Below are 24,137 nucleotides of genomic sequence, written 5' to 3' on the forward strand. Positions count from 1 at the left end.
AAATGGCTATAGAAGTAGATGTTTTGAAGAGAGTTCCTGTTCGTGAGCAGGATCCAAAGGTTCGTGCTACGAATTTTGAAGAAGTATGTCTTGGTTATAACAAAGAAGAAGCTGAGGCCGAAGCAACACGCTGCCTTAACTGTAAGAATCCACAGTGCCAGAAGGGATGTCCTGTTGCCATTGATATTCCTGCATTTATCCAGGAAGTTAAGGTTGGTAATGTAGAAGGCGCATATCAGATCATAAGTCAGTCATCTGCACTTCCTGCAGTATGTGGACGTGTATGCCCTCAGGAATCACAGTGTGAAGGTAAGTGTATCAGAGGATTCAAAGGCGAGCCTGTATCTATTGGTAAGCTTGAGAGATACGTTGCAGATACAGCACGTGAGATGGGTATTGTTCCTGAAGGAGCAAAAGAGAAGAAGAATCACAAGGTCGCTGTAATAGGTTCTGGTCCATCCGGACTTACATGTGCAGGAGATCTTGCTAAACTTGGATATGAAGTTACTATATTTGAAGCACTTCATGAAGCAGGTGGCGTTCTTGTATATGGTATTCCTGAATTCCGTCTTCCTAAAGAGAAGGTTGTAAAAAAGGAAATCGAGAACGTAGAAAAGCTTGGCGTTAAGATTGAGAAGGACGTTGTAATCGGTAAGAGTGTTACTATCGACTCTCTTATGAAGAATGAAGGTTTTGATGCTGTATTTATAGGATCAGGAGCAGGACTTCCAAAATTCATGCACATCCCGGGAGAGCAGGCTCTTGGTGTATTCTCAGCTAATGAGTTCCTTACACGTTCTAACCTCATGAAGGCTTTCAGCAGCGATTCAACAACACCTATCATGCATCCTAAAAAGACAGTTGTAGTTGGTGGTGGTAACGTTGCTATGGATGCTGCAAGAACAGCACTTCGTCTTGGTTCAGAGGTACATGTAGTATACCGTCGTTCTGAAGAAGAGCTTCCTGCTCGTAAGGAAGAGGTTGAGCATGCTAAGCAGGAAGGTGTAATCTTTGACCTTCTTAACAATCCTGTTGAGATCCTTACTGATGAGGAAGGATGGGTAAGAGGATGCAGATGCATAAAGATGGAACTTGGTGAGCCTGATGAATCAGGAAGAAGAAGTCCTATAGAGATTCCTGGTTCTGAGTTCGAGATTGAATGCGATGCAGTAATCATGTCACTTGGAACAAGTCCTAACCCTCTTATCAGCTCCACAACAGAAGGCCTTGATATCAACAAGCGTAAATGTATTGTTGCACAGGAAGAGAATGGTCAGACTTCAAAAGCCGGTGTATTCGCCGGTGGTGATGCCGTAACAGGTGCAGCTACAGTTATCCTTGCTATGGGTGCCGGCAAAGCAGCTGCTAAGGGTATTGACGAATATCTCAAATCTCTTGATTAATTTTAAAATTTTCTTAAAGAAAAATTTACATATTAAGGGCGTACGGGTACAACCTGTATGCCCTTTTGTGGTATTATATAGAAGATTGAGTTTTTGCTGTTTTTGTAATATGAAGCCATGAATGCAGTTATAACAGGGGGAATGTGCTTGAAGTATATACTATCACTGCACATTAATTGGTTAGTTGGAGGAAAATGGATTTATGGGATACAGATCTAATGAAGATATGGCAGAGGACAATCATTCCTCAGCTGTCGTATTGATAAGTGTCGGATGTATAGGTCTTCTGGCAGATATATATATGCTTATCAGGAATCCCCTCGCAATGCCTATGTTTAATAAGTATATGACAACAGGTATAATGGGCTCTTTGTTTGTGCTTTTCATTGTCATGGGAGCACTTGCGATGAGAAATTATAAACGCTTTAATGAAGCCGCAGTCAAGGAAAGTACACTTTCAGAAAAGATTCATGAATGGTGTCTTGATAATCTTACGGCACAGTCGATTGAGGATGCTCTTGGCAATAACAATGAAGATAGTGAAAGTGGTGACGGAGTAGTTTTTTATCAGAGAACAGCTTATATGAAGGAGCGCATCAAACAGAAGTTTTTGAATCTGGATGATGACATGCTGGACCGCTTTGTAGAGACTTATTACAGTGAGATTTTTTCATAGAAAAAATACAGAAAGTGTGAAATTATTAAAATCAGTATACTTTGTGTTGGTAAAATAAAAGAGAAATATTGGAATGACGCTATTAAAGAATACATGAAGCGTCTTACGAGATATTGTAAACCTGAGATAATCGAGGTTGCAGATGAGAAGACACCGGATAATGCCCCTGAATCAGTAGAGACTATGATAAGGGACAAGGAAGGGGAGAAATTATTAAAGCATATAGATCCAAAGGCCAAGGTTGTAGCCCTTGCCATAAAAGGAAGGAAGGTTGATTCACCAGGATTTGCTAAGTGGATAGATGATTATGCGATTTCTGGCTGCAGTCATATACAGTTTGTGATCGGCGGATCGCTTGGACTTAGCGATGAGGTCTTAAAAAGAGCCGACGGACAGATCAGTTTTTCAGATATGACCTTCCCTCATCAGATGATGAGAGTAGTGCTTTTGGAACAGGTATACAGATCATATAAAATTCTTAGCGGGGAACCATACCATAAATGAATGAATTAACCGAGATCAAGATCGTTCTCACAGTAGACGAGATGAGAAATATATTTGGCCGCAATGACAGCTACATGAAGAAGATTGAAGATAACCTTGGAGTTGAGATCACTGACAGGGGAGGCCAGATACATATAGTTGGAAGGCAGAAGGATGCACAGAGCGCAGCTGATATTATAAGACAGCTTGCCAAGCTTTCAACAAATGGAAGCAGTATCGAGGAACAAAGCGTAGACTATGCAATAATTCTCAAAGAGGACAGAGATAATATGGATAATGAAAATATAAATGAAACAGACAATGACAGTGTCCTTTTGGACATTGATTCAGATCTTATCTGTCATACAACGACAGGTAAGCCTATAAAGCCCAAGACACTTGGTCAGAAGAAATATGTTGATTCTATAAGGTCACACATGATAACCTTCGGCCTTGGACCTGCCGGAACAGGTAAGACTTATCTTGCAATGGCAATGGCTATCACAGCCTTTCAGAGGGAAGAAGTATCAAGGATCATACTTACAAGACCTGCTATAGAAGCAGGAGAAAAGCTTGGATTTCTCCCTGGTGACCTTCAAAGCAAGGTAGATCCCTATTTAAGACCCTTATATGATGCTCTGTATCAGATAATGGGAACAGAGAGATTCCTTGCCAATATGGAAAAGGGTCTTATAGAAGTGGCTCCTCTTGCATACATGAGAGGAAGAACTTTGGATAATGCTTATATCATTCTTGACGAAGCGCAGAATACAACACCTGCACAGATGAAGATGTTCCTTACAAGAATAGGTTTTGGTTCCAAGGTCATAGTTACAGGTGATGCTACGCAAAAGGACCTTGCGCCAGGAACCGTTTCAGGACTTGATGTAGCCCAGAAGGTTCTTAAGGATATTGATGATATTGCCGTATGTTCTCTTACAAGTAAGGACGTAGTACGTCATCCGCTTGTACAGAAAATCGTTAAGGCTTATGAGGATTATGAGAAAAAAGAGACAGCCCGTTCTGAGAGAAAGGCTGCCATAAAGAGAGAGATAAGAAAAAGAAAACAGTAATTAAAATGGGGAGCGTTATAATATGGATATCAAGACAACAGGTGATGAAAATGTTTCTGAGGCGGATATTCGTAGTGAAAGTAAATTGTCCAAATATATAAAAAGTGCTGTAAGTATTGCAGCTTTTTGTTTTGCTTCAGCTTTTTTGATGTTTGGTGCAGGCAAAGCGTATAGCCTGTCTGATGAAGAGATAATCAGAAATGTTATTACAGTTCTTATAGAGAGCGGTCTTATAGTGTTTTTATGGGAGGAGTGTCTTATAAGAGGAAGTCTTGTATATGGTAATGAGAAGCATATGAATCGCTTTTTTATTATATACATAGTTGCATTTTTTGCAGCCCTTTTGTTTCCACTTGTCAACAATCTGATATGGCCTTATCTTAGTATTTTTGTTCTGATGTCACTTTTTTCAAATTCTATTATAGGAATTTGCAGCGGATGCGCTCTTTTGAATGTAACGCTGCTTTTGTGTAGTGAATCATCAGTTCAGCCGTTTTTTATATACCTTATTGCAGGTGTTGTTGCCATAGTTCTTTTTCAGCATGTAGGAGATAAGCTCCAGTTCGGGCTTCCGATATTTATATCGATCATGCTCCTGTTCGTACTATTGGTTTCATATCACGTGCTGTTTTTGAACCAGACATTTTCGCTTGCTATGCTCACTGTTCCTATTGTTAATGTAGTTATAAGTTCGCTCCTTCTTCTTGTACTGTTGAATGCATTCAGCCTTCTTGTAATAAGAGGCAGCAATGATATGTACATGGAGATCAATGATCCTGAATTTGAGCTTTTAGTCAAGATCAAGAACAAGGACAAGAGAGAGTATTACAGAGCTGTGCATACAGCCTATCTTGCAGATAGAATAGCTGCGGATATTGGCATAGACAGAAGAGCAACCAAGGCATGCGCTTACTATCACAGAGTAGGAATGCTTGATGGAAAGCCTGAAGATATGGAGGTATCAAAGCCTTATTATCAGCGCTATCAGTTCCCGGAATCTGCAGTATCTCTTTTGGAGGAATATATCAAATACGGCAAGACTGCACCGGTATCCAAGGAAGCTACGATCATTAACTTGTGCGAAGATCTTGTAAATAAATTAATGACTATTTTCGAAAAAGATAAAACTGCTAAAATAGATAGTGACAGAATGATCGAAGAGATGATCGAAAGAAGACATATAAGTGGATGCTTTGATCATTCAGACATTTCAATTGCGGAGCTTAACAGAGTAAGTAAGCTTCTTAAAAAGGAGAAATTGTATTATGATTTTCTGCGTTGAGAATGAAGTTGAAGCAGAATTTGATTTTGACATTGAAGAGATTGCACGCAGCGTATGTGAAGAAGTTCTTAGAAGTGAGAACTTTCCTGAAGAAGCTCAGATCAATATGCTTATCACAGATGATGAAGGCATACATGAAATGAACAAGCAGTTCAGGGATATAGACAGGGAGACAGACGTTTTGTCTTTTCCCAATATTGAATATGAAACCCCGGGAGACTTTTCAGTTTTAAATGGGCCTTTTAGATGCGACATGATAGATCCTGACAATGGAAGCATATATCTTGGGGACATAGTAATTAATGAAAAGAGGGTAAGATCTCAGGCCCTTGAATACGGACATAGTGAAAAAAGAGAATTTGCATTTTTGACAGCTCATTCCATGTTCCATCTGTGCGGTTATGATCATATGGAAGAGGATGAAGCGAAAGTAATGGAACAGAAACAAAACGACGTACTTGAAAGGCTTGGTATTACTAGAGATGGCAATTAAAGTAAGAGACAGGATTAAACCGGATACCTTTTCTATAGCTCTGTTTGTGATGATCTGTTTTTTTATGATTACCAGAATTTTCCTTCTAAGGATCATCAAAAATGAGGGTTTGGGAATATTTGCTTCGCCGATGGATCTGTTCATGATCGGTTACGGAGTGTTTGTTTTTGCGCTGGAACACGCAATCTCTGCAGTTATAAGACTTTATGAAAAAAAGAAACAGTTTATAAATGCAATGGATACCGTAAGAAAAGCAAGAACAATAGCCTTTGCTTCAGGAATTATAGTTGGTGGCCTGATCCTTATCTTTTCTTTTTCTGCATCAGAAAAGCTTTTCGGCTCAAGGATAGGCTTCCTTGCACTTATTGCAGGAGCAGCTGCCATTATCTTTATCAGCTGCCAGGGAGCAATAAGAGGAATGCTTGAGGGTTTTGGGCAGAATCTTTATTCTCTTTTATCAGAGTTTATATTTGCTATAAGTATCCTTCTCTTAACACCTACATTTGCAAGTATCTCTTACAGATACGGGCTTAAAGCCAATGCGCTTTTGAAAAGGACTGATCTTGCATCAGGATACGGTGCCTGCGGAGCACTTATAGGAGTGTGCGCAGCTTCTCTGATAACACTTATATATTTGCTTATTGTTTGGAAGTTAAAGAGCAGCAAAATAGATGATATTGTCAGAAGCGGAGAACCAAGATATCTTGGAGCAGGACCTTCTTATGGGAGAAATGTTCTGGCATTTTCACTTGCTTTCTCACTTCCTTTCTTTATAAATCTAATAGATGAAGCTATGTATGTTGGCTCTCTTGATCATACAGCAGCCCAGTGGGGAAGCTGGTATGGCGGCGTACTTCCTATCATCATGATAGCTGTATCTGTTGTGGTTATCCTGCAGATGAGAAAGGTGTATGAATTTTGTGCCATGATCGTTCATTCGGACAGACATGGAGCTATTGATATTCTGGCAGAGTTCTCCAGATATCTTGTAATACTCCTATTCCCGCTTTCAATGTTTATGCTGGTTCTTGCAGATACAATTCAAAGAGCGGTATATGTTACTCCTACAGATTCAGCGGTTACAATGATGGGGCATGCATCACTTCTTGTCTTTTCTGCACCTATTGGAATTTTGATAAGTGCCATATTATTAAGGCTCAGGAAGCTTAGAGCCCTTATCCTTAATATAGTTGTAGCTATCATAGTGCATATCCTGACATTTTGTTTTATGTCATATGGACTTAATAAAGAGATGACAGCTGTTTCATATGCAGATTTTATGATGTATCTTGTGCTTGGAACAATGGGATTCTGGGAGATCATGAGAATGCTCCACTACAGACATAACTGGATCCAGTGCTTTGTTGTACCGCTTATCTGCAGTGGTGTGGCAGCTTTAATAGTCTTTTTCCTTAATATGGTCTTAATTAATGTTATAGGAGAGATCCTTACCATACTTGTATGCTTTGTTGCAGGCGGATTTTTGTATCTCTTGTTCCTACTTATCCTAAGAGGAATATACGAATACGAGATCGAGAGAATTCCGGGTGGCGGATTTGTGCTCCTTATAGCCAGAGGTTTTCATTTTGTATGAATAAGAAGATTATTGTAGCAGGTGCAGGAGCGGCCGGTATGTGCGCAGCAATTACAGCGGCAAGACAGGGCGCTTTTGTGACTCTTTTGGAAAAAAATGATATAGCAGGCAAGAAGATATCGATGACAGGAAACGGTCGTTGTAATCTGACTAATGAAGCGATGAGCGCATCATGCTATAATTCAGGTGCCAGTAAGAGAATGGAGGGCTTTCTCGAAAGATTCGGCGCAGATGATACGGTCAGCTTTATGAACTCACTTGGTGTTATAACTCAGAGCGAAGAAGGATACATATATCCGATATCGGGACAGGCAACAACTGTTCAAAATGCTCTTATTGATGAAATAAAAAGACTTGGAATAGAATATATAAGCGGCCGCCAGCTTAAGAAAATAACTCCCCTTGGTCAGGGAATGGGCTTTGAAGTCAAGGCATCAGGCGATGTATATAAGGCTGATGCAGTAATTATAGCAACAGGTGGCCTGTCAGGGCCTAAATCAACCATGTCTACAGGGGACAGCTATTATATAGCAAAGAGCCTTGGCATGTCGGTAACAAATACTTATCCGGCTCTTACATCTCTTCTGTCATCTGATAAGGACCTTCCAAGTGCTTATGGTGTCAGGATGATGGCAAATATCACAATTGAAGAGATTGAAGGCCTAAGTGAGTATGGAGAACTTCAGCTTACTTCAAAAGGAATCTCAGGAATTCCGGTTCTTCAGCTAAGCGGAAGAGTAGCTGAATATCTTGCTAAAGCTGCTTCAAATAAAGTTACTGCAGTCATAGATTTTTTTCCTTCATATTCTGACCTGGATTTTGAGAATATGAAAAAAGAGATCACAGACCTTGCGTGTGGCAAAAGCTATATTCAGGTACTTGACGGTATCTGCAATCATCTTATAGGTGTAATGATCCTTGGAAGATGCGGCATAGATAAAGATAGTATTGTAGATAAAAACAGCCTTGATAAGCTTAGCCATGTAATTGATAACTATAGAAATGTAAGAATAAGTATACAGGCAGTTTCTGACTATGCTTCATCGCAGGTCACCAGGGGCGGAGTAAGCCTTGATGATCTGACAGATGACCTTGAGTCAAAGACATGTCCGGGAGTATATATTGCAGGAGAGCTTGCAGATGTTGATGGAAGATGCGGAGGATATAACCTCCAGTGGGCATTTACAAGCGGAAGCATTGCAGGATGTGCTGCAGCAAAAACCTATATGGATTAAGAACTGAAGCAGTGAAAGTCTGTATGGAATAAGAACTGCAGCAGTGAATGTCTGTATGGAACAAGACATGCAGCAGTCAAATAGGATAATTTATGATCAGAATCAGTAATATAAAAGTTAAAAATGGTGGAGATGCCTCTTTATATGTTAACGGTGTTATGAAGCCGGAGGCTCTTTCTAAAAGCCTGTATCATGTATGTGCCAAGGCTTTGAAAATTGTACCTGATAATATTAAAAGGCTGAGTGTTTTCAGGCATTCAATAGATGCCCGAAAAAAGCCGGACATATATGATGTATATACAATTGATATAGAACTCAATATCAATGAGAAGAAGGCACTTCAAAAAGCGCATAATAAAAATGCTCAGCTCTTTGAAGCTGTACAATACAAGCGTCCTTCATTTGGCGATGATGTAATGGCTAATAGTCCTGTAGTAGTTGGCGCAGGACCGGGAGGGCTTTTTGCAGCCTATGAGCTTGCACTTAGCGGCTTTAAACCTATACTCATAGAAAGAGGAAGAGCTGTAGAGGACAGACAAAAGGATGTAGAAAGTTTCTGGAAGACAGGAGTTCTTGATACAGCATCTAATGTTCAGTTTGGTGAGGGCGGAGCAGGTGCCTTTTCTGATGGTAAGCTTAATACTATGGTACGTGATAAGGACGGAATAGGAAGAGCAGCGCTTAAGATCTTTATAGATCACGGCGCACCTGAAGAAATCTATTATGAGGCAAAACCTCATATAGGTACCGATAAGCTTGTAGATGTTGTCAGGAATATCAGAGAAGATATTAAAAAGCTTGGCGGAACAGTACTTTTTGAGACCAAAATGACAGGACTGATTGTGTCTGATCAAAAGGTTACAGGAATAAAGATAGAAGATAGAAATGGCGCAGAATCTGTAATAGAGACAGATACAGTTATTCTTGCCATAGGACATAGCGCAAGAGATACCTTTGAAGCACTTGTAAAAGATGGCGTATATATGGAGCCTAAGGCATTTGCTGTAGGTCTTAGAGTAGAGCATCCTCAAAAGAAGATTAACATGTCTCAGTACGGAATCGAGGAAAGTCCTACACTTCCGGCTTCTCCCTATAAGGTAGTTCACAACACATCTTCCGGAAGAGGCGTATATTCTTTTTGCATGTGCCCTGGAGGATATGTGGTTAATGCTTCATCCGAAGAAGGACACCTTTGTGTTAATGGAATGAGCTATTATGCCAGGGATTCAAGAAATGCTAATAGTGCGATAATAGTAACTGTTAAGCCTGAGGATTTTGGAGGAGAAGGCCCTCTGTGCGGAGTAGAGTTCCAAAGAAGGCTTGAAAAGAAGGCTTTTGAACTTGGACAAGGCAAGGTGCCTGTAGAATATCTTGCTGATTTTAAACAATCAAAAAGGCAAGAAGAAGTAAATGGCAGGGAGAGCTGGAATACCCCATGTATAAAGGGCGACTATGTATTTTCAGATGTCCATGACCTTCTTCCTAAAGATCTTAAAGAAGCTATTGATGAGGGAATGACAGCTTTTGGCCATATGATAGAGGGATTTGATGCTGATGATACGCTTATGGAAGGTATTGAGAGCAGAACATCATCCCCTGTAAGGATCACAAGAGGCGACAATCTGCAGGCTATAGAAACAAGTGGCCTTTATCCTTGCGGAGAGGGCGCAGGATATGCAGGAGGGATCATGTCAGCAGCTATGGATGGTATGAAGGTTGCAGCACGCATTTGCTCAGAACGCTGCCCGCGCAGATAATGCGCTTTTATAGAGGAGTTAGGTGTGGATAAAGATAGTTACAGAAAGATTGCTCTTGAAAGAAGAAACAGGTTAAATGAGGAAGACAGGGCTTATAACAGTGCAAGGATCATGGAAAGAATACTTGCATCGAGTGCTCTTAAGCATGCTGATAATGTCCTTGTGTACTGTTCTTATCTTTCTGAAGTTGATACTTTGGACCTGATAAAGCGTCTTCTTCACCTCGGCAAAAATGTATACTGCCCTAAGGTAACAGATACAAAGAATAGGGAGATGGACTTTTTTAAGATCTCGGATTTAAGCCAGATAAAGGAAGGTTTCCATGGCATACCAGAGCCTGTTACTTCGCGTAAATATGCAGCATCAGCTGACAGGATTCATTCAGATACGCTTATGATCCTTCCAGGAGTTGCATTTGACAGAGAGTGTAACAGGATAGGTTATAAAGGCGGCTATTATGACAGATATATACCCAAAGTTCCGGGAGCTGTACTTATAGCAGTAGCCTTTGATGAACAGATGTTTGAAGATATTTTTCCAATGGAGAGTCACGACATAAAACCTGGCGAGATATATACTCCTACAAGACATCTGCGCGCAGATTAAATTTAAATCAGAAAGCAGGAAAGTTTTATATGGATCCACGACAGGAAATAATAAATATAGGTAAACAGCTTCACGATCAGGGACTTCTTGTAAGAACCTGGGGTAACATATCATGCAGACTTGATAAGGACCGCATTCTTATAACACCAAGCGGCATCATGTATGAAGACCTGACTCCTGATATGATAGTAGAAGTTAATCTTAAGGACCTTTCTACAAAGAGCAAATACAAACCTTCAAGTGAATTGCTGGTACATGTTGCCTGCTACAATGCAAGAAGTGATGTAAGATTTATAATCCATACACATCAGGTATTTGCTACAGTTGCAGGATCTCTTGGCGTCAAGGAGATAAGAGCTATGGTTGACGGTGATGATATAAGGATTCCATGTGCGCCTTATGCACTTCCCGGAACCAAAAAGCTTGCAGCTAATGTCAAAAAGACTATTGAAAAGTACAGATCAGAAAATGGCATAGTCATGTCCAATCATGGAACCATATGCATGGGTACAATAAGTGATGAAGCACTTGAATGTGCAATGGAGATGGAAGAAGCTTCAAAACGCTTTTTGCATGGATATTGTCATATGGATATAGAAAGCGAGTTTATTGAAGGCTTCAGCTCTCATATAAACAGCGGCAAGATAATATATGATAAGCCTGACACTCCTTACAGGATCAAGAAGATCCATGAGGAGATTTATGAAAGAAGGCCTGATGTTAAATATGTAATTCACAATAAATCAGAAGCCTGCAGGATCGTATCAAGACGTGCTACGCATATGAAGCCTCTTCTTGATGACTTTGCTCAGCTTATCGGTACCAGCGTCAGAATTCCCATCAATCATCATGGTCATGATGGAAGACGAGTTATTGTGAGAAAAAATATTAATGCGGTATTTGCTCTTGACGATGGAGCCTTTTGTCTTGGAGAGACCAAAGATGATGCGCAGGCAGCAGCACTTGTGCTTGATAAAGCCTGTATAGCTCAGATAGCGGCATCCAGATATGGAAGTGCCAACTTCCTTTCCTACAGAGATTGTATTAAGATGAACAGACACTATAGAAACTCTTATTCCAAGCTGGCAAAAAGATGATTGTTGAGCCGCCTATAACTGTGTTAAAATGGGGTTAGATTTTATATCCATATTTATGGAGGACATCAATATGACAGAAACAATTACAAATGAAGAGGTTAACGAAGCTACCTCAGAAGAATCAACTAAAAAAGTTGAAACAGCTCCTAAAAAGGATGCTGCAGAAGGTAAATATGTAGCTTACGTATCAAGCTATACAAATGGAACAGGTGATAAGTTCGGCATTCGTGTTTATGATGTAGATGTCAAGAATGGCCGTATGACTGAGAAGAGTAAGATCAAGATCACAAACTCTTCTTATGTAACCGAATCCAGAAATAAGAAGCACCTTTATTCCATTACCGATTTTGGTGTTGAAGCTTATGACATTAAGAAGGACGGTTCTCTTAGTCTTATCAATGAAGCTTCTATCAACGGAATGAGAGGATGTTATCTTTCTACAGACTATGAAGATAAATTCCTTTTCTGTGCCGGATACCATGATGGTAAGATCACTGTATTAAGACTTCTTGAAGACGGAAGTATAGGTGAGATCACAGAAGAGATCTACCAGAAGGGACTTGGTTCTGCAGCAGGACGTAACCATCGTCCTCATGTTCAGTGCGTTCGAATGACCAAGGACAATAAGTTCCTGTGTGCCTGTGATCTTGGAATGGACAGGATCAATGTCTATAAGCTCAATCATGAAACAGGCCGTCTTGAAAATGCTGACGTTATCCACTGCGATCAGGAGTCTGCACCAAGACATATAAAGTTCTCAGAAAATGGTGAATTCATTTATGTTCTTACAGAACAGAAGAATTCTATAGACGTATATCATTACAGAGTAGATGATCATGATATTCCTGATTTTGAAAGAATACAGTCTATATCTACAATAGATGAGCCTGATATTCAGGGTATTGCAAGTAGTGCGCTTATGTTCTCACTTGATTATAACTATCTTGTATCTTCTAACATGGGAGAGAACTTTGTAGATATATACAGAGCAGATAAGAGAACAGGTAAGCTCAAGAAGATTCTTGGACTTCCTATTTCAGGAGAGTATCCTAAGGATGCAGCTTTGTTCCCTGACAATAAGCATCTTGTATCTCTTAACCATGAGTCCAATACAATGACTTTCTTTACAGTTAACATGGCTCAGGGAATCATTGTTATGAATGGACCGGAGATAAGTGTAGATCAGCCTAACTGCATCGTATTCCATAAGATAGCAGAATGATCCTTATATACTAAAATATAATGGCCCGATGAGTATTTATAGCTCATCGGGCTGTTTTGATATTATCTTGTAATGTAATTCTTTTAAAATATCATCTTGCGAACTGATTCTTTTAAAATATCAACTTTCGAACTGATTCTTTTAAAATATCATCTTGTGACTTAATTCTTGTAAATAATCTCTAGTGACGTGTTAAATCATATGTTCTTATAGAAATCTGTGATATAGTCTGCTCTTGATGCCATGTTGGAGATCATTGCATCAAGAAGTGTTATTGCGGCCATGCATTCAACTACTACAACAGCGCGCGGTACAACAACAGGGTCGTGTCTTCCACCTATTACTATATCTATAGGGCTTCCATCCTGCTTCACAGTAGACTGCTCCTTGGATATGGAAGGAGTAGGCTTTACGTGGCAGCGAAGAATGATTTGAGAACCATTACTGATTCCGCCGATGATACCACCTGAGTGGTTGGTTGTAGTTGTGATCTTTCCGTCTTTAGATGTGAAGCCGTCGTTGTCTTCAGAGCCTTTATATTTTGATACAAGGACACCGTCACCGACTTCAACAGCCTTTACAGCACCAATTGACATAAGAGCCTTGGCCATGGAGGCATCAAGCTTGTCAAAAACAGGATCGCCAATACCTGCAGGTACGCCGTCTATTTTGCATTCAATAACGCCGCCCACAGAGTCGAGTTCTTTTCTGCACTCTTGTATATAGTCATAAGCCTTGGCTGCAGCATCAGCATCTGGCATGCATACCGGATTATCTTTGATGATTGAAGAATCAAATCTTTCAGGGTCTATGCTTACAGGCCCTATGGACTTTGTATAGGCAGTTAATGTGATGCCCATCTGTTTTAGGAGCTTTGAGCAAAGCGCTCCTGCAGCAACTCGGCCAATGGTCTCGCGTCCTGATGAGCGTCCGCCTCCTCTGTAATCTCTAAAACCGTATTTTTGATCAAAGCCAAAATCTGCATGACCGGGTCTGTAATAAGATGCTATCTGACTGTAATCTGCAGACTTTTGAGAAGTATTTCTTATCATAAGTGAGATAGGAGTGCCTGTCGTTCTTCCTTCAAAAACACCTGATAAGATCTCGACTTTATCATCTTCCTTTCGGGGAGTTGTAACTGAAGAGGTTCCTGGCTTTCTTCTGTCCAGATATTCCTGGATATCTGCCTCACTAAGTTCCATTCCTGCAGGAAAACCATCTATGACGACGCCAAGAGCAGGGCCGTGTGACTCTCCCCAGGTTGTGATTTTCAGGTGATTACCATATGTTGATCCAGACATTATATGTCCCCCTTACAGATATTTTCTGATAAAACTGAATTCATTATACATTATTAAAGCATAAATTCAATAATGCAGAAAGGCTGTTTATAATAATATATGAATAAATATGAGGCGTTGCAACAAGGATGATAACTAAAATTTTTAATCCAAATTATATCTTTCAGGGTGTATAATAATAAAAATATTTGAAGTATTTTTGCACAGTTGGATGCATGTTGCTAAAAAAACTACTATCAAATTTGTAAAAAGTGTTCAAAAATACTCAAAATGTAGTATAATAGCTTTATGATATACCGAGAATGCAGGGGGAGCCAAGCTTAGGTGCAATGAAAAACAAAGATGTTTCATTTGAGCCGACGTTTCGGGAGAAAGCAGTTCGGCGAATAGGGAAATTCGTAAAAAAGAATAGGAAGTTCTATTTGTTCGGTGTCATCGCTGTTGCAATAGTAGTCTTCGTAACGGCATTGGGTAGTGCTGTTTATGATAATAGAAAGCGAATTCTTAGTATTGCATGTGTTCTTTTATTCTTTGTGTCTTCCAGCAGTTTTTCATATCCGGTTTTACCAATGGATGTAAGCTTTGTATCAGAAAGCATCCGTCAAGAGGATGACTATGGTACTACTTATATTGCTGCTGAAGTGGAAAAGAAAAATGTAAAAGATACAGAGACTATAAGCATAAGTGATCAGGATGTTCCGAAAAGTGATGAACTTGAAGATGCAGACTTTTCAGAAGAAGCTGTTTATGATGGTAACGGCGAGCTTCTTGGAAAGGTTTCTGAAAGTGATCAGATAAGTATTTCTGAGATCCTTAGTGCTTCTGACGAAGAAGATACTACTCAGATGGAGGATGCCGACAAGACTCAGGCAGGTAGCGAACAGTTCTCAGCAGATGACTGGAAGCTTATGCTTGTTAACAAGCAGCATCCAATACCTGATAATTATGTATTTGAGACTGCTCAGATATCAAGCGGTGGTAAGCTTTGTGATAAGAGGATAATATCTCCTCTTAAGCAGATGATAGAAGCGGCAGCTGCTGATGGAGTAACACTTATAATATGTTCTCCATACAGATCCAACAACCGTCAGGAGATGCTCTTTGGAAGGAAGGTTGACTATTATCTGGAGCAGGGATATGACTACATGGAGTCATATGCGCTTGCATCACAGGCAGTAACTATTCCCGGATCATCAGAACATGAGATAGGACTTGCTCTTGATATCATAACTGACGGATACTGCTCTTTGGACGAGGGATTTGGTGATACACCTGCCGGACAGTGGCTTAGTCAGAATTCATACAAATACGGTTTTGTAGTACGTTATCTTAAAGGTAAAGAAGAGATAACAGGAATCGAGTATGAGCCATGGCATATAAGATATGTCGGAACATCTGCAGCAGCAGTTATGTTTGAAGAAGGCATATGCCTTGAAGAGTTCTGGGACGAGTATATATACTGATAAATACAGATGATCAAAGAGTAAATATACTTATAGTTAGCGCTTTTATTGTGAGTTTAATTGAAAAATAAAGAATATATGGTATATTATGGATAGGGGCATGTGCTACATGTCCCTATATTTTTCTGTTTATAAGACTATGTTATGAAAAGAGGTTCTATGTACAAATTATTAAAAACAGAAGGCAGGGCTAAAAGAGGTGAATTTCAGACAGTTCACGGTACTATTCAGACTCCTGTGTTTATGAATGTTGCAACTGTTGCAGCTATTAAGGGAGCTGTTTCTACTGAAGATCTTGAGGGCATCAAGAATCAGGTAGTATTGTGCAATACCTATCATCTTCATCTTAGACCCGGCGATGATAATGTATATCGTATGGGCGGCCTTCATAAATTTATGTCATGCAATAAACCTATACTTACAGATTCAGGCGGCTTCCAGGTTTTCTCCCTTGCAAAGACAAGACGTATCAAGGAAGAGGGCGTATACTTCCATTCTCACATAGATGGTCATAAGCTTTTTATGGGACCTGAAGAGAGTATGAGAATACAGTCTCACCTTGGAAGTACAATAGCCATGGCTTTTGATGAGTGTCCATCTGCAAGAGCAGATCATGAATATGTACAGATGTCTGTTGACAGGACTACAAGATGGCTTGAAAGATGCAAGAAGGAAATGGACAGACTCAATTCACTTCCTGATACAGTTAATCCTCATCAGATGCTCTTTGGTATAAATCAGGGTGCGATCTTTGATGATATCAGAATAGAGCATGCAAAGCGCATAAGTGAGATGGACCTTGACGGATATGCTGTAGGAGGCCTTGCTGTTGGCGAAACACATGATGAAATGTACCATGTTCTCGAACAGGTAGTTCCTTATCTTCCTAAGGAAAAGCCTACATATCTCATGGGAGTTGGAACACCGGCCAATATCCTTGAAGGCGTAGAAAGAGGAATAGACTTTTTTGACTGCGTATATCCAAGTAGAAACGGACGTCACGGACACGTATATACCAAGAAGGGTAAGCTCAATCTTCTTAATGCACGTTTTGAGCTTGATTCTCATCCTATCGAAGAAGAATGTCAGTGTCCTGCCTGCAGACGCTATTCAAGAGGATATATACGTCATCTCCTTAAAGCTGGTGAGATGCTTGGCATGAGACTTTGCGTACTTCATAATCTTTATTTCTATAACAATATGATGGAAGAAATAAGGAATGCCCTTGATAATGGCAATTTTGCTGCTTATAAGAAACAGACACTTGATGGCTTTAGAGAATATGAAGAACTTTCAACAGCTCCCGGAAGTGATATTGCAAAGAACTGGCGCAAGGGGTGATGATGAAAAAATGTGCTGTAAAGATGTAAATAGTACAGATATAAGAAAATATGATTATCTTTAAAGATGTAAATGGCATAGATATAGAGAAAATAAGATTATCTTCATATTTGTTAATTTAGACGATTTTTAATTAGAAATTTTTAATAAAAACGCACTTGTAAGTGGACTTTTTATTGTGTATCATTTAAAGGTAGCTTTTTTGAAAGCTTTTAAAAAGAATTAAAGAGGGATCCGGAGGAAAACCAAATGTATTCAGATTTATTTACAATGGCTGCTACTGCTGTAGATAATACAACTGCAGGAATGAGCTATTATCTTGTTATTCTGGTTGTAATGTTCGTATTTATGTATTTCATTATGATCAGACCACAGCGTAAGCAGGAGAAAGAGAAGGCAGCTATGATGTCAGCTCTTGCTGTTGGTGATAGCGTTCGTACAACAGGCGGATTTGTTGGAACAATCATTGATATCCATGACAACATGGTAATCGTTGAGTTTGGTAACAACAAGAACTGTCGTATTCCTATGGTTAAGGAAGCAATCGTTGAGATCGAGAAGCCTGAAGATGCAGTTAAGCCTGTAGAGACTAAGGCCGACAAGAAGAAAAAAGACTGATAATAAAAGGATGGCGAGAAAGTATAACTTTCCTGTCATCTTTTTTTATGGTTGTACACCTTAATGATAATATATGATACAATTTAATGAAGATGATTTTTAATCGTGTTTATAGGTGCAATATTAATGTTGTCATGTCTGATACATTAATTTTGCACCTTGTACTTTGAATTTTTTTAAGCTAAGATGATACTTAACTTTTGCGAAAACTGAAAGGGGAGATAACATTGAAGCTGAACATTACATGTATTCCCGGTGATGGGATAGGACCGGAGATTGTTGCTGAGGCTAAGAAGGTTCTTGAAAGCGTAGCCAAAGTATATGGACACGAAATGATCTTTACAGATGTACTTATGGGAGGATGTTCAATTGACAAGTACGGAGTTCCTCTTACACAGGAGACTATAGATACTGCCAAATCTTCCGATGCTGTACTTATGGGTTCCATAGGTGGCAACACTTCTACATCACCATGGTATAAACTTCCGCCAGAGAAGAGACCTGAAGCAGGACTTCTTGGTATACGTAAGGCACTGGGTCTTTTTGCAAATTTAAGACCTGCATATCTGTATCCTGAGCTTAAGGATGCATGTCCGCTTAAGACTTCAATAAGCGAGAAGGGCTTTGATCTTATGATCATGCGTGAGCTTACAGGCGGTCTGTATTTCGGAGACAGAAAGACAGAAGAGATTGACGGACAGGAAGTTGCAACAGATACACTTGTTTATTCAGAAAAAGAAATTAAACGAATTGCTATCAGGGCATTTGATGTTGCAATGAAGAGAAGGAAGAAGGTTACATGCGTCGATAAGGCCAATGTACTTGACTCTTCAAGACTTTGGAGAAAGGTTGTAACCAAAGTCGCAGAAGATTATCCTGAAGTAGAGCTTTCATTTATGCTTGTTGATAACTGCGCTATGCAGCTTGTAAAGGATCCTGCACAGTTTGATGTGGTTCTTACAGAGAACATGTTTGGAGATATCCTTTCTGATGAAGCCAGCATGATAACAGGTTCTATAGGAATGCTTCCTTCAGCATCACTTAATGAGACAAGCTTTGGCTTATATGAGCCTAGCGGCGGCTCAGCACCTGATATAGCGGGAAAGGATATAGCTAATCCGATAGCTACTATTTTATCTGCGGCTATGATGCTTCGTTATACTTTCAGCCTTGATAAGGAAGCAGACTCTATAGAGAATGCGGTTAAAGAGATTTTGCAAAAAGGCTATAGAACAGGCGATCTTAAAAACGCAGAAACAAGTAGCGATATGATATGTTCCTGCTCTAAGATGGGAGATATCATCGCTTCACAGATCAAATAGTAGATGGTTAGTGAATTGACGGGATGATTAAAAAGGAAAAGAAATCTGACAGAGGAATGGTAATTTCAAGGATCCATTATAAGCCTCCGCATCTGCATATTTCTGAAGATCCTCAGGATATAGCAGTTGTACTTGTTGTACTTGCAATGTCCCTGTATTATTTCTGGAGAATGTTCTATATAACTCCTTCCTATGAAGAGATCCACGATTATTTTTACTTTATAGGAAAGGGGCCTATATATACAGCAACCAACTGGTCAGCAGAGGGCAATCATATAGGATATAACTTCCTTGCTTCGCTTCTAAATCTTATGGGACTTCCCAAATTTGCAGCAATGCGAGGAATATCCTGTATAGCAGCATCGGCGAATCTTATCCTTTTGTACAGATTGTCAAAAAGATATTTTACACATTGGATTGCTTTTGCAACTATTGTTACATATAGCGGATTTGAGCTTGTAAATGTTTTAAATATTCAGGGCAGAGGATATACATTATCAGTAACATTATTCCTGTTATCAGTATATCTTTTTAGCAGGCTTACACTTACTGAAAGTTTTAGTAATATCCAGTATATTTATCTGGTTATCATTTTTGTTTGCGCCCTTTATATCTGCTTATGGAATGTTAACTGGATCATTCCTATGTGTGTTGCGGTTCTTTTTTATCTTCTTGTCAATGGCTTAAGGACCAGGAGAGTAAGCGGCACAGTTGGCAACAACATATATTTTAAGCAGCTGTTCAATATCCTGATCTGTGAAGTTGTTGCATTTTTTATTGCAATTGTACTTTATACAATTAATATACTTGGAAGCGGAGCTTCAAAGCTTTTAAGTGATGGCGGATTTGAAGGCCTTTCAAGGATTCAGATAGTATCTAAAGATCCTGTCAGAGCTTTCCTTGAAGGAATTGGCATCATCAAAAATTCTTTTGGAATGATAAGGCCGGAAGGTTCTACTTATTTTATGAGATGGTATCATTTCATATATGATTTCTCAGAGAGTTTTACACCTGGATTTGCTTATGTTCTCATGCTGATATGTTTTGTTTCCATATTTGTCATGATCGCAGGATGCATTCTGTACTTTGAGGAGAGCAGAACCTGCATAAGACTTATAATCCTGGGACAGATGCTATGGATGCCGTTTTTACTTATTTTTTTTAAAGAAGTACCTTCCTATGAATCATATATGTTCATGGGAGCTATAATGGCGATAGCTGTGAGTTTTGTGATCAATAATTTTATTTTTACAATAAAGAGATTGAATATTCCGCACATTGCTTACTGGCTGCCGCTTATAACATCTATAGTATATTTCTTTATGGGAGTATTTGGTAAAACCTTTTTTGCCCCATATGATAAAGAGATAGATGAGACTTATCAGGCACTTATCATGGTAGACCCTAGGGAATATGATGAGCCTGTAGTTACTGACACTATGCAGGAATACCTGATTGATTTTCTGTATGATATTGAAGCTTCAGATGATATAGATAATGCGGATTATCTTCTGATAAGAAGAGATACGTACAATGATGCAGGTGTGGCCTTGTCTGATAATGTTAAAAGCATGCACAGGTCATACGAGAATGGCAGTTACATTATTTTTACAAAATAGAACAGGAGAGAAGACTATGAACAGTGACAGAGTTTTAAGAGGATTGCAGCAGGCACCTCACAGAAGTTTGTTTAATGCACTTGGCTTTACAGAAGAGGAACGCAGAAAGCCACTTATTGGTATTGTATGTTCACAAAGTGATATCATTCCGGGACACATGGAACTTCAGAGAATTGCTGAAGCTGTCAAGCTCGGTGTAGCAGAAGCTGGTGGTATGCCTGTAGTAGTTCCTGCGATCGCTGTATGCGATGGTATTGCAATGGGACACATCGGAATGAAGTATTCTCTTGTTACAAGAGATCTTATAGCAGACTCTACAGAGTGTCTGTGTAAGGCTCATGGCTTTGATGCTATGGTAATGATCCCTAACTGTGATAAGAACGTACCTGGCCTTTTGATGGCTGCAGCACGTTGCAATATTCCTACAATCTTTGTTTCAGGCGGACCTATGCTTGCCGGACATGTTGACGGACGTAAGAGATCACTTTCTTCCATGTTCGAAGCAGTTGGTGAGGTTACTGCCGGCAAGATCAGTAATGAAAAGCTTCTTGAATATGAAGAGAAGGTTTGTCCTACATGCGGAAGCTGTTCTGGTATGTACACAGCTAACTCAATGAACTGTGTAACCGAAGCTATCGGAATGGGACTTAGAGGTAACGGAACTATTCCTGCAGTATATTCTGCAAGAATCCGTCTTGCCAAGAAGGCCGGATACAAGATCATGGAGCTTTTGGACAAAGATATTAAGCCAAGAGATATCATGACTAAGGCTGCATTCGAGAATGCACTTGCAATGGATATGGCACTTGGATGCTCTACTAATACAATGCTTCATATTCCTGCGATTGCTCATGAAGCTGGTGTTGAGATCGATATGGAATATGCTAATGAGATCTCAGACAGAACTCCTAACCTGTGTCACCTTGCACCTGCAGGTCCTACATATATGGAAGACCTTAACGAAGCAGGCGGTGTATATGCTGTTATGAAGGAACTTACCAAGAAGAATCTTCTTCATACAGACCTTATCACATGTACAGGTAAGACAGTTGCAGAGAACCTTGAGGGCGTTGAGAATCTTAATCCTGAAGTTATAAGACCTATCGAGAATCCTTATCTTCCAAATGGTGGTATTGCTGTACTTAAAGGAAATCTTGCACCTGATACAGGAATCGTTAAGAGATCAGCAGTTGCTCCTGAAATGATGGTTCATGAAGGACCTGCACGAGTATTCGACTGCGAAGAAGATGCAATATCTGCAATTCTTGGCGGCAAGATCGTAGATGGTGACGTAGTAGTTATCAGATATGAAGGACCTAAGGGCGGACCTGGAATGAGAGAGATGCTCAATCCTACATCTGCTATTGCTGGTATGGGCCTTGGCTCAACTGTTGCGCTTATCACAGATGGAAGATTCTCAGGAGCAAGCCGTGGAGCATCAATTGGACATGTATCACCGGAAGCAGCAGTAGGCGGACCTATCGCTCTTGTAGAAGAAGGAGATATAATCTCAATTGATATCAACAATAACTCTCTTAACATGAAAGTATCTGATGAAGAGCTTGCTAGAAGAAAAGCAGCCTGGAAGCCAAGAAAACCTAAGATCACAGATGGCTATCTTGCACGTTATCAAAAGCTTGTAACAAGTGGTAACACAGGAGCTATCCTTAAGGTTCCGGATATAGACTGATATAAGAGTCATAAGACATGAGAGCGTACATACTTTTATGTACGCCATGTCTTTGCATCTATATTAAAAGTATTAAAATTATATTTATTACATACATATTTTGCTATAAGGAGTACATTATAATGGTCTTAAATGGTGCAGAAATCGTTCTTAAATGTCTGAAGGAGCAGGGCGTTGATACAATATTCGGATACCCGGGCGGAACGATTCTTAATATTTACGACGAGCTTTATAAGCATTCAGATGAATTCAATCATATCCTTACAAGCCATGAGCAGGGTGCTGCACATGCTGCTGATGGATATGCAAGATCAACAGGTAAAGTAGGTGTCTGCATGGCAACATCAGGCCCCGGATCAACAAACCTTGTTACAGGTATAGCTACAGCATATATGGATAGTGTCCCTATGGTCGCTATCACATGTAATGTTAATCTTCCTGCACTTGGTAAGGATTCTTTCCAGGAAGTTGATATTAATGGTATTACAATGCCTATTACCAAGCATGGATTCATTGTAAAGGATGTTAAGAATCTTGCTGACACTTTAAGGAGAGCATTTGAGATTGCAAGATCCGGACGTCCCGGACCTGTTGTAGTTGATATCACAAAGGATGTTACAGCTGCAAAATGCGATTATACACCGGCTCAGATTTCTGATCCTAAAGAGAAGAAGAAATATACCAAGGAAGAAATAGAGAAAGTTGCTGCAATGATAGCAAAGTCTAAGAGACCTTTTATCTATGTGGGCGGCGGCGCAGTTATTTCAGGAGCTTACAAGGAAGTCAGAAAGCTTGCTAAGACTATTCAGGCTCCAGTATGTGATACTCTTATGGGTAAGGGCGCATTTGATGGTACAGATGAGCTCTATACCGGAATGATAGGTATGCATGGAACCAAGACATCCAATTATGGAGTTAGTAAGTGCGACCTTCTTCTTACCTGTGGTGCAAGATTTTCTGATCGTGTTATTGGTAATCCCAAAGCTTTTGCCAAGGGTGCAAGGATCGTTCAGTTTGATATTGATGCAGCAGAAATTAATAAGAACATCAAGACAGATGCATCTATAGTAGGAGACCTTAAAGAAATCCTTACTGATCTTCTTAAGGTTATTAGCCCTATGAAGCATGATGAGTGGATCTCTGAGATCAAAGAGATGGAAAAAGAGTTCCCGCTCTCTTATGATAAGAGTAAACTTACATGTCCTTATGTTATAGAAGAACTTGATAAGATCACAAAAGGCAATGCAATAATCACAACAGACGTAGGCCAGCATCAGATGTGGGCAGCTCAGTATTATAAGTACAGAAATCCAAGGACCTTCCTTTCAAGCGGCGGCCTTGGAACCATGGGATATGGTCTTGGCGCTGTAATAGGTGCGCAGATGGGCAATCCTGATAAGATCTGTGTCAATGTTGCAGGCGACGGATGCTTCAGAATGAACATGAATGAACTTGCAACTGCAAGCAGATACAATATTCCTATCATTGAGATAATCGTTAATAACGAAGTACTTGGAATGGTACGTCAGTGGCAGAATCTATTCTATGGACAGCGTTATTCGCAGACAGTTCTTACTGATAAGGTTGATTATTGCAAGGTCGCAGAAGGACTTGGATGTAAGGCTATCCGTGTTACCAAGAAGTCAGAGGTTGCAGCAGCTCTTAAGGAAGCAATAAATACCAAGGGACCTGTTGTCATCGATATGGTAATTGAAAAGGATGATAAGGTATATCCTATGGTTCCTGCAGGAAAGCCTCTTACAGAAGTTTTTGATGCAAGTGATGTAGAAGAATAAAAATAGTATTGCGTTAATATTGAAGCGATATTTAAAAAAATACAAGCAAATTTTTATAATTGTGGT

The 24,137-nt window shown here is 39.7% G+C and carries 20 protein-coding genes; 19 read left to right on the top strand and 1 reads right to left on the bottom strand.

The annotated features are described in order from the left end of the window. Positions 1–2: 2 nt before the first annotated feature. The 12 genes from gltA to K6G87_RS02870 all read left to right on the top strand — a co-directional run bounded on the left by gltA (position 3) and on the right by K6G87_RS02870 (position 12,921). The gene (gene gltA, locus K6G87_RS02815; RefSeq protein ID WP_296833608.1) at positions 3–1,403 is read left to right on the top strand and encodes an NADPH-dependent glutamate synthase; all 1,401 of its coding nucleotides are present in this window, start codon (positions 3–5) and stop codon (positions 1,401–1,403) included. Between the two features lie 202 nt (positions 1,404–1,605). Beyond that, positions 1,606–2,079, top strand: a complete 474-nt coding sequence (locus K6G87_RS02820; RefSeq protein WP_296833611.1) for a hypothetical protein — start codon at positions 1,606–1,608, stop codon at positions 2,077–2,079. A 24-nt stretch (positions 2,080–2,103) separates the two neighbouring features. Next, complete coding sequence (gene rlmH, locus K6G87_RS02825; RefSeq protein WP_296833673.1) at positions 2,104–2,583, top strand: 23S rRNA (pseudouridine(1915)-N(3))-methyltransferase RlmH; 480 nt, start codon at positions 2,104–2,106, stop codon at positions 2,581–2,583. Further along, positions 2,580–3,635: a PhoH family protein gene (locus tag K6G87_RS02830; RefSeq protein WP_296833614.1), complete on the top strand. Its 1,056-nt coding sequence runs from the start codon at positions 2,580–2,582 to the stop codon at positions 3,633–3,635. The genes rlmH and K6G87_RS02830 overlap by 4 nt, the downstream gene beginning before the upstream one ends. Positions 3,636–3,657: 22 nt before the next feature. Beyond that, positions 3,658–4,917 carry a hypothetical protein gene (locus K6G87_RS02835; protein ID WP_296833616.1) on the top strand — a complete coding sequence of 420 codons (1,260 nt, stop codon included), beginning with the start codon at positions 3,658–3,660 and terminating at the stop codon, positions 4,915–4,917. Further along, on the top strand, positions 4,901–5,410 hold the full coding sequence (gene ybeY / locus K6G87_RS02840) for an rRNA maturation RNase YbeY (protein WP_296833620.1): 510 nt from the start codon (positions 4,901–4,903) through the stop codon (positions 5,408–5,410). The genes K6G87_RS02835 and ybeY overlap by 17 nt, the downstream gene beginning before the upstream one ends. A gap of 64 nt (positions 5,411–5,474) precedes the next feature. Next, the gene (locus K6G87_RS02845; protein ID WP_296833623.1) at positions 5,475–7,004 is read left to right on the top strand and encodes a hypothetical protein; all 1,530 of its coding nucleotides are present in this window, start codon (positions 5,475–5,477) and stop codon (positions 7,002–7,004) included. Next, positions 7,001–8,239 (top strand): aminoacetone oxidase family FAD-binding enzyme, encoded by a 1,239-nt coding sequence (locus K6G87_RS02850; RefSeq protein ID WP_296833626.1) that lies wholly within the window; start codon positions 7,001–7,003, stop codon positions 8,237–8,239. The genes K6G87_RS02845 and K6G87_RS02850 overlap by 4 nt, the downstream gene beginning before the upstream one ends. Positions 8,240–8,331: 92 nt before the next feature. Further along, positions 8,332–9,996 carry an NAD(P)/FAD-dependent oxidoreductase gene (locus K6G87_RS02855; RefSeq protein WP_296833629.1) on the top strand — a complete coding sequence of 555 codons (1,665 nt, stop codon included), beginning with the start codon at positions 8,332–8,334 and terminating at the stop codon, positions 9,994–9,996. A 24-nt stretch (positions 9,997–10,020) separates the two neighbouring features. Next, positions 10,021–10,602 carry a 5-formyltetrahydrofolate cyclo-ligase gene (locus K6G87_RS02860; protein ID WP_296833632.1) on the top strand — a complete coding sequence of 194 codons (582 nt, stop codon included), beginning with the start codon at positions 10,021–10,023 and terminating at the stop codon, positions 10,600–10,602. 29 nt (positions 10,603–10,631) lie between these two features. Further along, positions 10,632–11,699, top strand: coding sequence for a class II aldolase/adducin family protein (locus K6G87_RS02865; protein ID WP_296833634.1), 1,068 nt, complete (start codon positions 10,632–10,634; stop codon positions 11,697–11,699). Between the two features lie 70 nt (positions 11,700–11,769). Further along, positions 11,770–12,921 (top strand): lactonase family protein, encoded by a 1,152-nt coding sequence (locus tag K6G87_RS02870; RefSeq protein WP_296833636.1) that lies wholly within the window; start codon positions 11,770–11,772, stop codon positions 12,919–12,921. Positions 12,922–13,118: 197 nt separating this feature from the next. On the opposite strand, the gene aroC is transcribed toward K6G87_RS02870, so the two are convergent. Continuing rightward, positions 13,119–14,222 carry a chorismate synthase gene (gene aroC / locus K6G87_RS02875; RefSeq protein WP_296833638.1) on the bottom strand — a complete coding sequence of 368 codons (1,104 nt, stop codon included), beginning with the start codon at positions 14,220–14,222 and terminating at the stop codon, positions 13,119–13,121. A gap of 329 nt (positions 14,223–14,551) precedes the next feature. Here aroC and K6G87_RS02880 point away from each other — a divergent pair, with 329 nt between their 5' ends. The 7 genes from K6G87_RS02880 (at position 14,552) to ilvB (ending at position 24,071) form a co-directional block, all read left to right on the top strand. Continuing rightward, the gene (locus K6G87_RS02880) at positions 14,552–15,685 is read left to right on the top strand and encodes a M15 family metallopeptidase (protein ID WP_296833640.1); all 1,134 of its coding nucleotides are present in this window, start codon (positions 14,552–14,554) and stop codon (positions 15,683–15,685) included. Between the two features lie 159 nt (positions 15,686–15,844). Next, a complete protein-coding gene (tgt, locus tag K6G87_RS02885) occupies positions 15,845–17,026 on the top strand; it encodes a tRNA guanosine(34) transglycosylase Tgt (protein ID WP_296833642.1) in 1,182 nt (393 codons plus the stop codon). A 249-nt stretch (positions 17,027–17,275) separates the two neighbouring features. Next, positions 17,276–17,644, top strand: a complete 369-nt coding sequence (gene yajC / locus K6G87_RS02890; RefSeq protein ID WP_330669684.1) for a preprotein translocase subunit YajC — start codon at positions 17,276–17,278, stop codon at positions 17,642–17,644. Positions 17,645–17,871: 227 nt separating this feature from the next. Continuing rightward, positions 17,872–18,966 carry a 3-isopropylmalate dehydrogenase gene (gene leuB, locus K6G87_RS02895; protein ID WP_296833644.1) on the top strand — a complete coding sequence of 365 codons (1,095 nt, stop codon included), beginning with the start codon at positions 17,872–17,874 and terminating at the stop codon, positions 18,964–18,966. Between the two features lie 23 nt (positions 18,967–18,989). Further along, positions 18,990–20,585 (top strand): glycosyltransferase family 39 protein, encoded by a 1,596-nt coding sequence (locus K6G87_RS02900; RefSeq protein ID WP_296833646.1) that lies wholly within the window; start codon positions 18,990–18,992, stop codon positions 20,583–20,585. 16 nt (positions 20,586–20,601) lie between these two features. Next, on the top strand, positions 20,602–22,275 hold the full coding sequence (gene ilvD, locus K6G87_RS02905; protein ID WP_296833649.1) for a dihydroxy-acid dehydratase: 1,674 nt from the start codon (positions 20,602–20,604) through the stop codon (positions 22,273–22,275). Positions 22,276–22,397: 122 nt separating this feature from the next. After that, positions 22,398–24,071, top strand: coding sequence for a biosynthetic-type acetolactate synthase large subunit (ilvB, locus tag K6G87_RS02910; RefSeq protein WP_296833651.1), 1,674 nt, complete (start codon positions 22,398–22,400; stop codon positions 24,069–24,071). The last annotated feature ends 66 nt before the right edge of the window (positions 24,072–24,137 follow it).

Source organism: Butyrivibrio sp., from assembly GCF_024699075.1.

Excerpts from the sequence above, each read along its gene's own strand:
- ilvB (WP_296833651.1), top strand. The coding sequence starts at position 22,398 with ATGGTCTTAAATGGTGCAGAAATCGTTCTTAAATGTCTGAAGGAGCAG.
- ilvD (WP_296833649.1), top strand. The coding sequence starts at position 20,602 with ATGAACAGTGACAGAGTTTTAAGAGGATTGCAGCAGGCACCTCACAGA.
- aroC (WP_296833638.1), bottom strand. The coding sequence starts at position 14,222 with ATGTCTGGATCAACATATGGTAATCACCTGAAAATCACAACCTGGGGA.
- K6G87_RS02880 (WP_296833640.1), top strand. The coding sequence starts at position 14,552 with ATGAAAAACAAAGATGTTTCATTTGAGCCGACGTTTCGGGAGAAAGCA.
- K6G87_RS02850 (WP_296833626.1), top strand. The coding sequence starts at position 7,001 with ATGAATAAGAAGATTATTGTAGCAGGTGCAGGAGCGGCCGGTATGTGC.
- yajC (WP_330669684.1), top strand. The coding sequence starts at position 17,276 with ATGTATTCAGATTTATTTACAATGGCTGCTACTGCTGTAGATAATACA.
- K6G87_RS02830 (WP_296833614.1), top strand. The coding sequence starts at position 2,580 with ATGAATGAATTAACCGAGATCAAGATCGTTCTCACAGTAGACGAGATG.
- tgt (WP_296833642.1), top strand. The coding sequence starts at position 15,845 with ATGTACAAATTATTAAAAACAGAAGGCAGGGCTAAAAGAGGTGAATTT.
- K6G87_RS02865 (WP_296833634.1), top strand. The coding sequence starts at position 10,632 with ATGGATCCACGACAGGAAATAATAAATATAGGTAAACAGCTTCACGAT.
- K6G87_RS02820 (WP_296833611.1), top strand. The coding sequence starts at position 1,606 with ATGGGATACAGATCTAATGAAGATATGGCAGAGGACAATCATTCCTCA.
- K6G87_RS02855 (WP_296833629.1), top strand. The coding sequence starts at position 8,332 with ATGATCAGAATCAGTAATATAAAAGTTAAAAATGGTGGAGATGCCTCT.
- gltA (WP_296833608.1), top strand. The coding sequence starts at position 3 with ATGGCTATAGAAGTAGATGTTTTGAAGAGAGTTCCTGTTCGTGAGCAG.
- K6G87_RS02870 (WP_296833636.1), top strand. The coding sequence starts at position 11,770 with ATGACAGAAACAATTACAAATGAAGAGGTTAACGAAGCTACCTCAGAA.
- K6G87_RS02900 (WP_296833646.1), top strand. The coding sequence starts at position 18,990 with ATGATTAAAAAGGAAAAGAAATCTGACAGAGGAATGGTAATTTCAAGG.
- ybeY (WP_296833620.1), top strand. The coding sequence starts at position 4,901 with ATGATTTTCTGCGTTGAGAATGAAGTTGAAGCAGAATTTGATTTTGAC.
- K6G87_RS02835 (WP_296833616.1), top strand. The coding sequence starts at position 3,658 with ATGGATATCAAGACAACAGGTGATGAAAATGTTTCTGAGGCGGATATT.
- K6G87_RS02845 (WP_296833623.1), top strand. The coding sequence starts at position 5,475 with ATGATTACCAGAATTTTCCTTCTAAGGATCATCAAAAATGAGGGTTTG.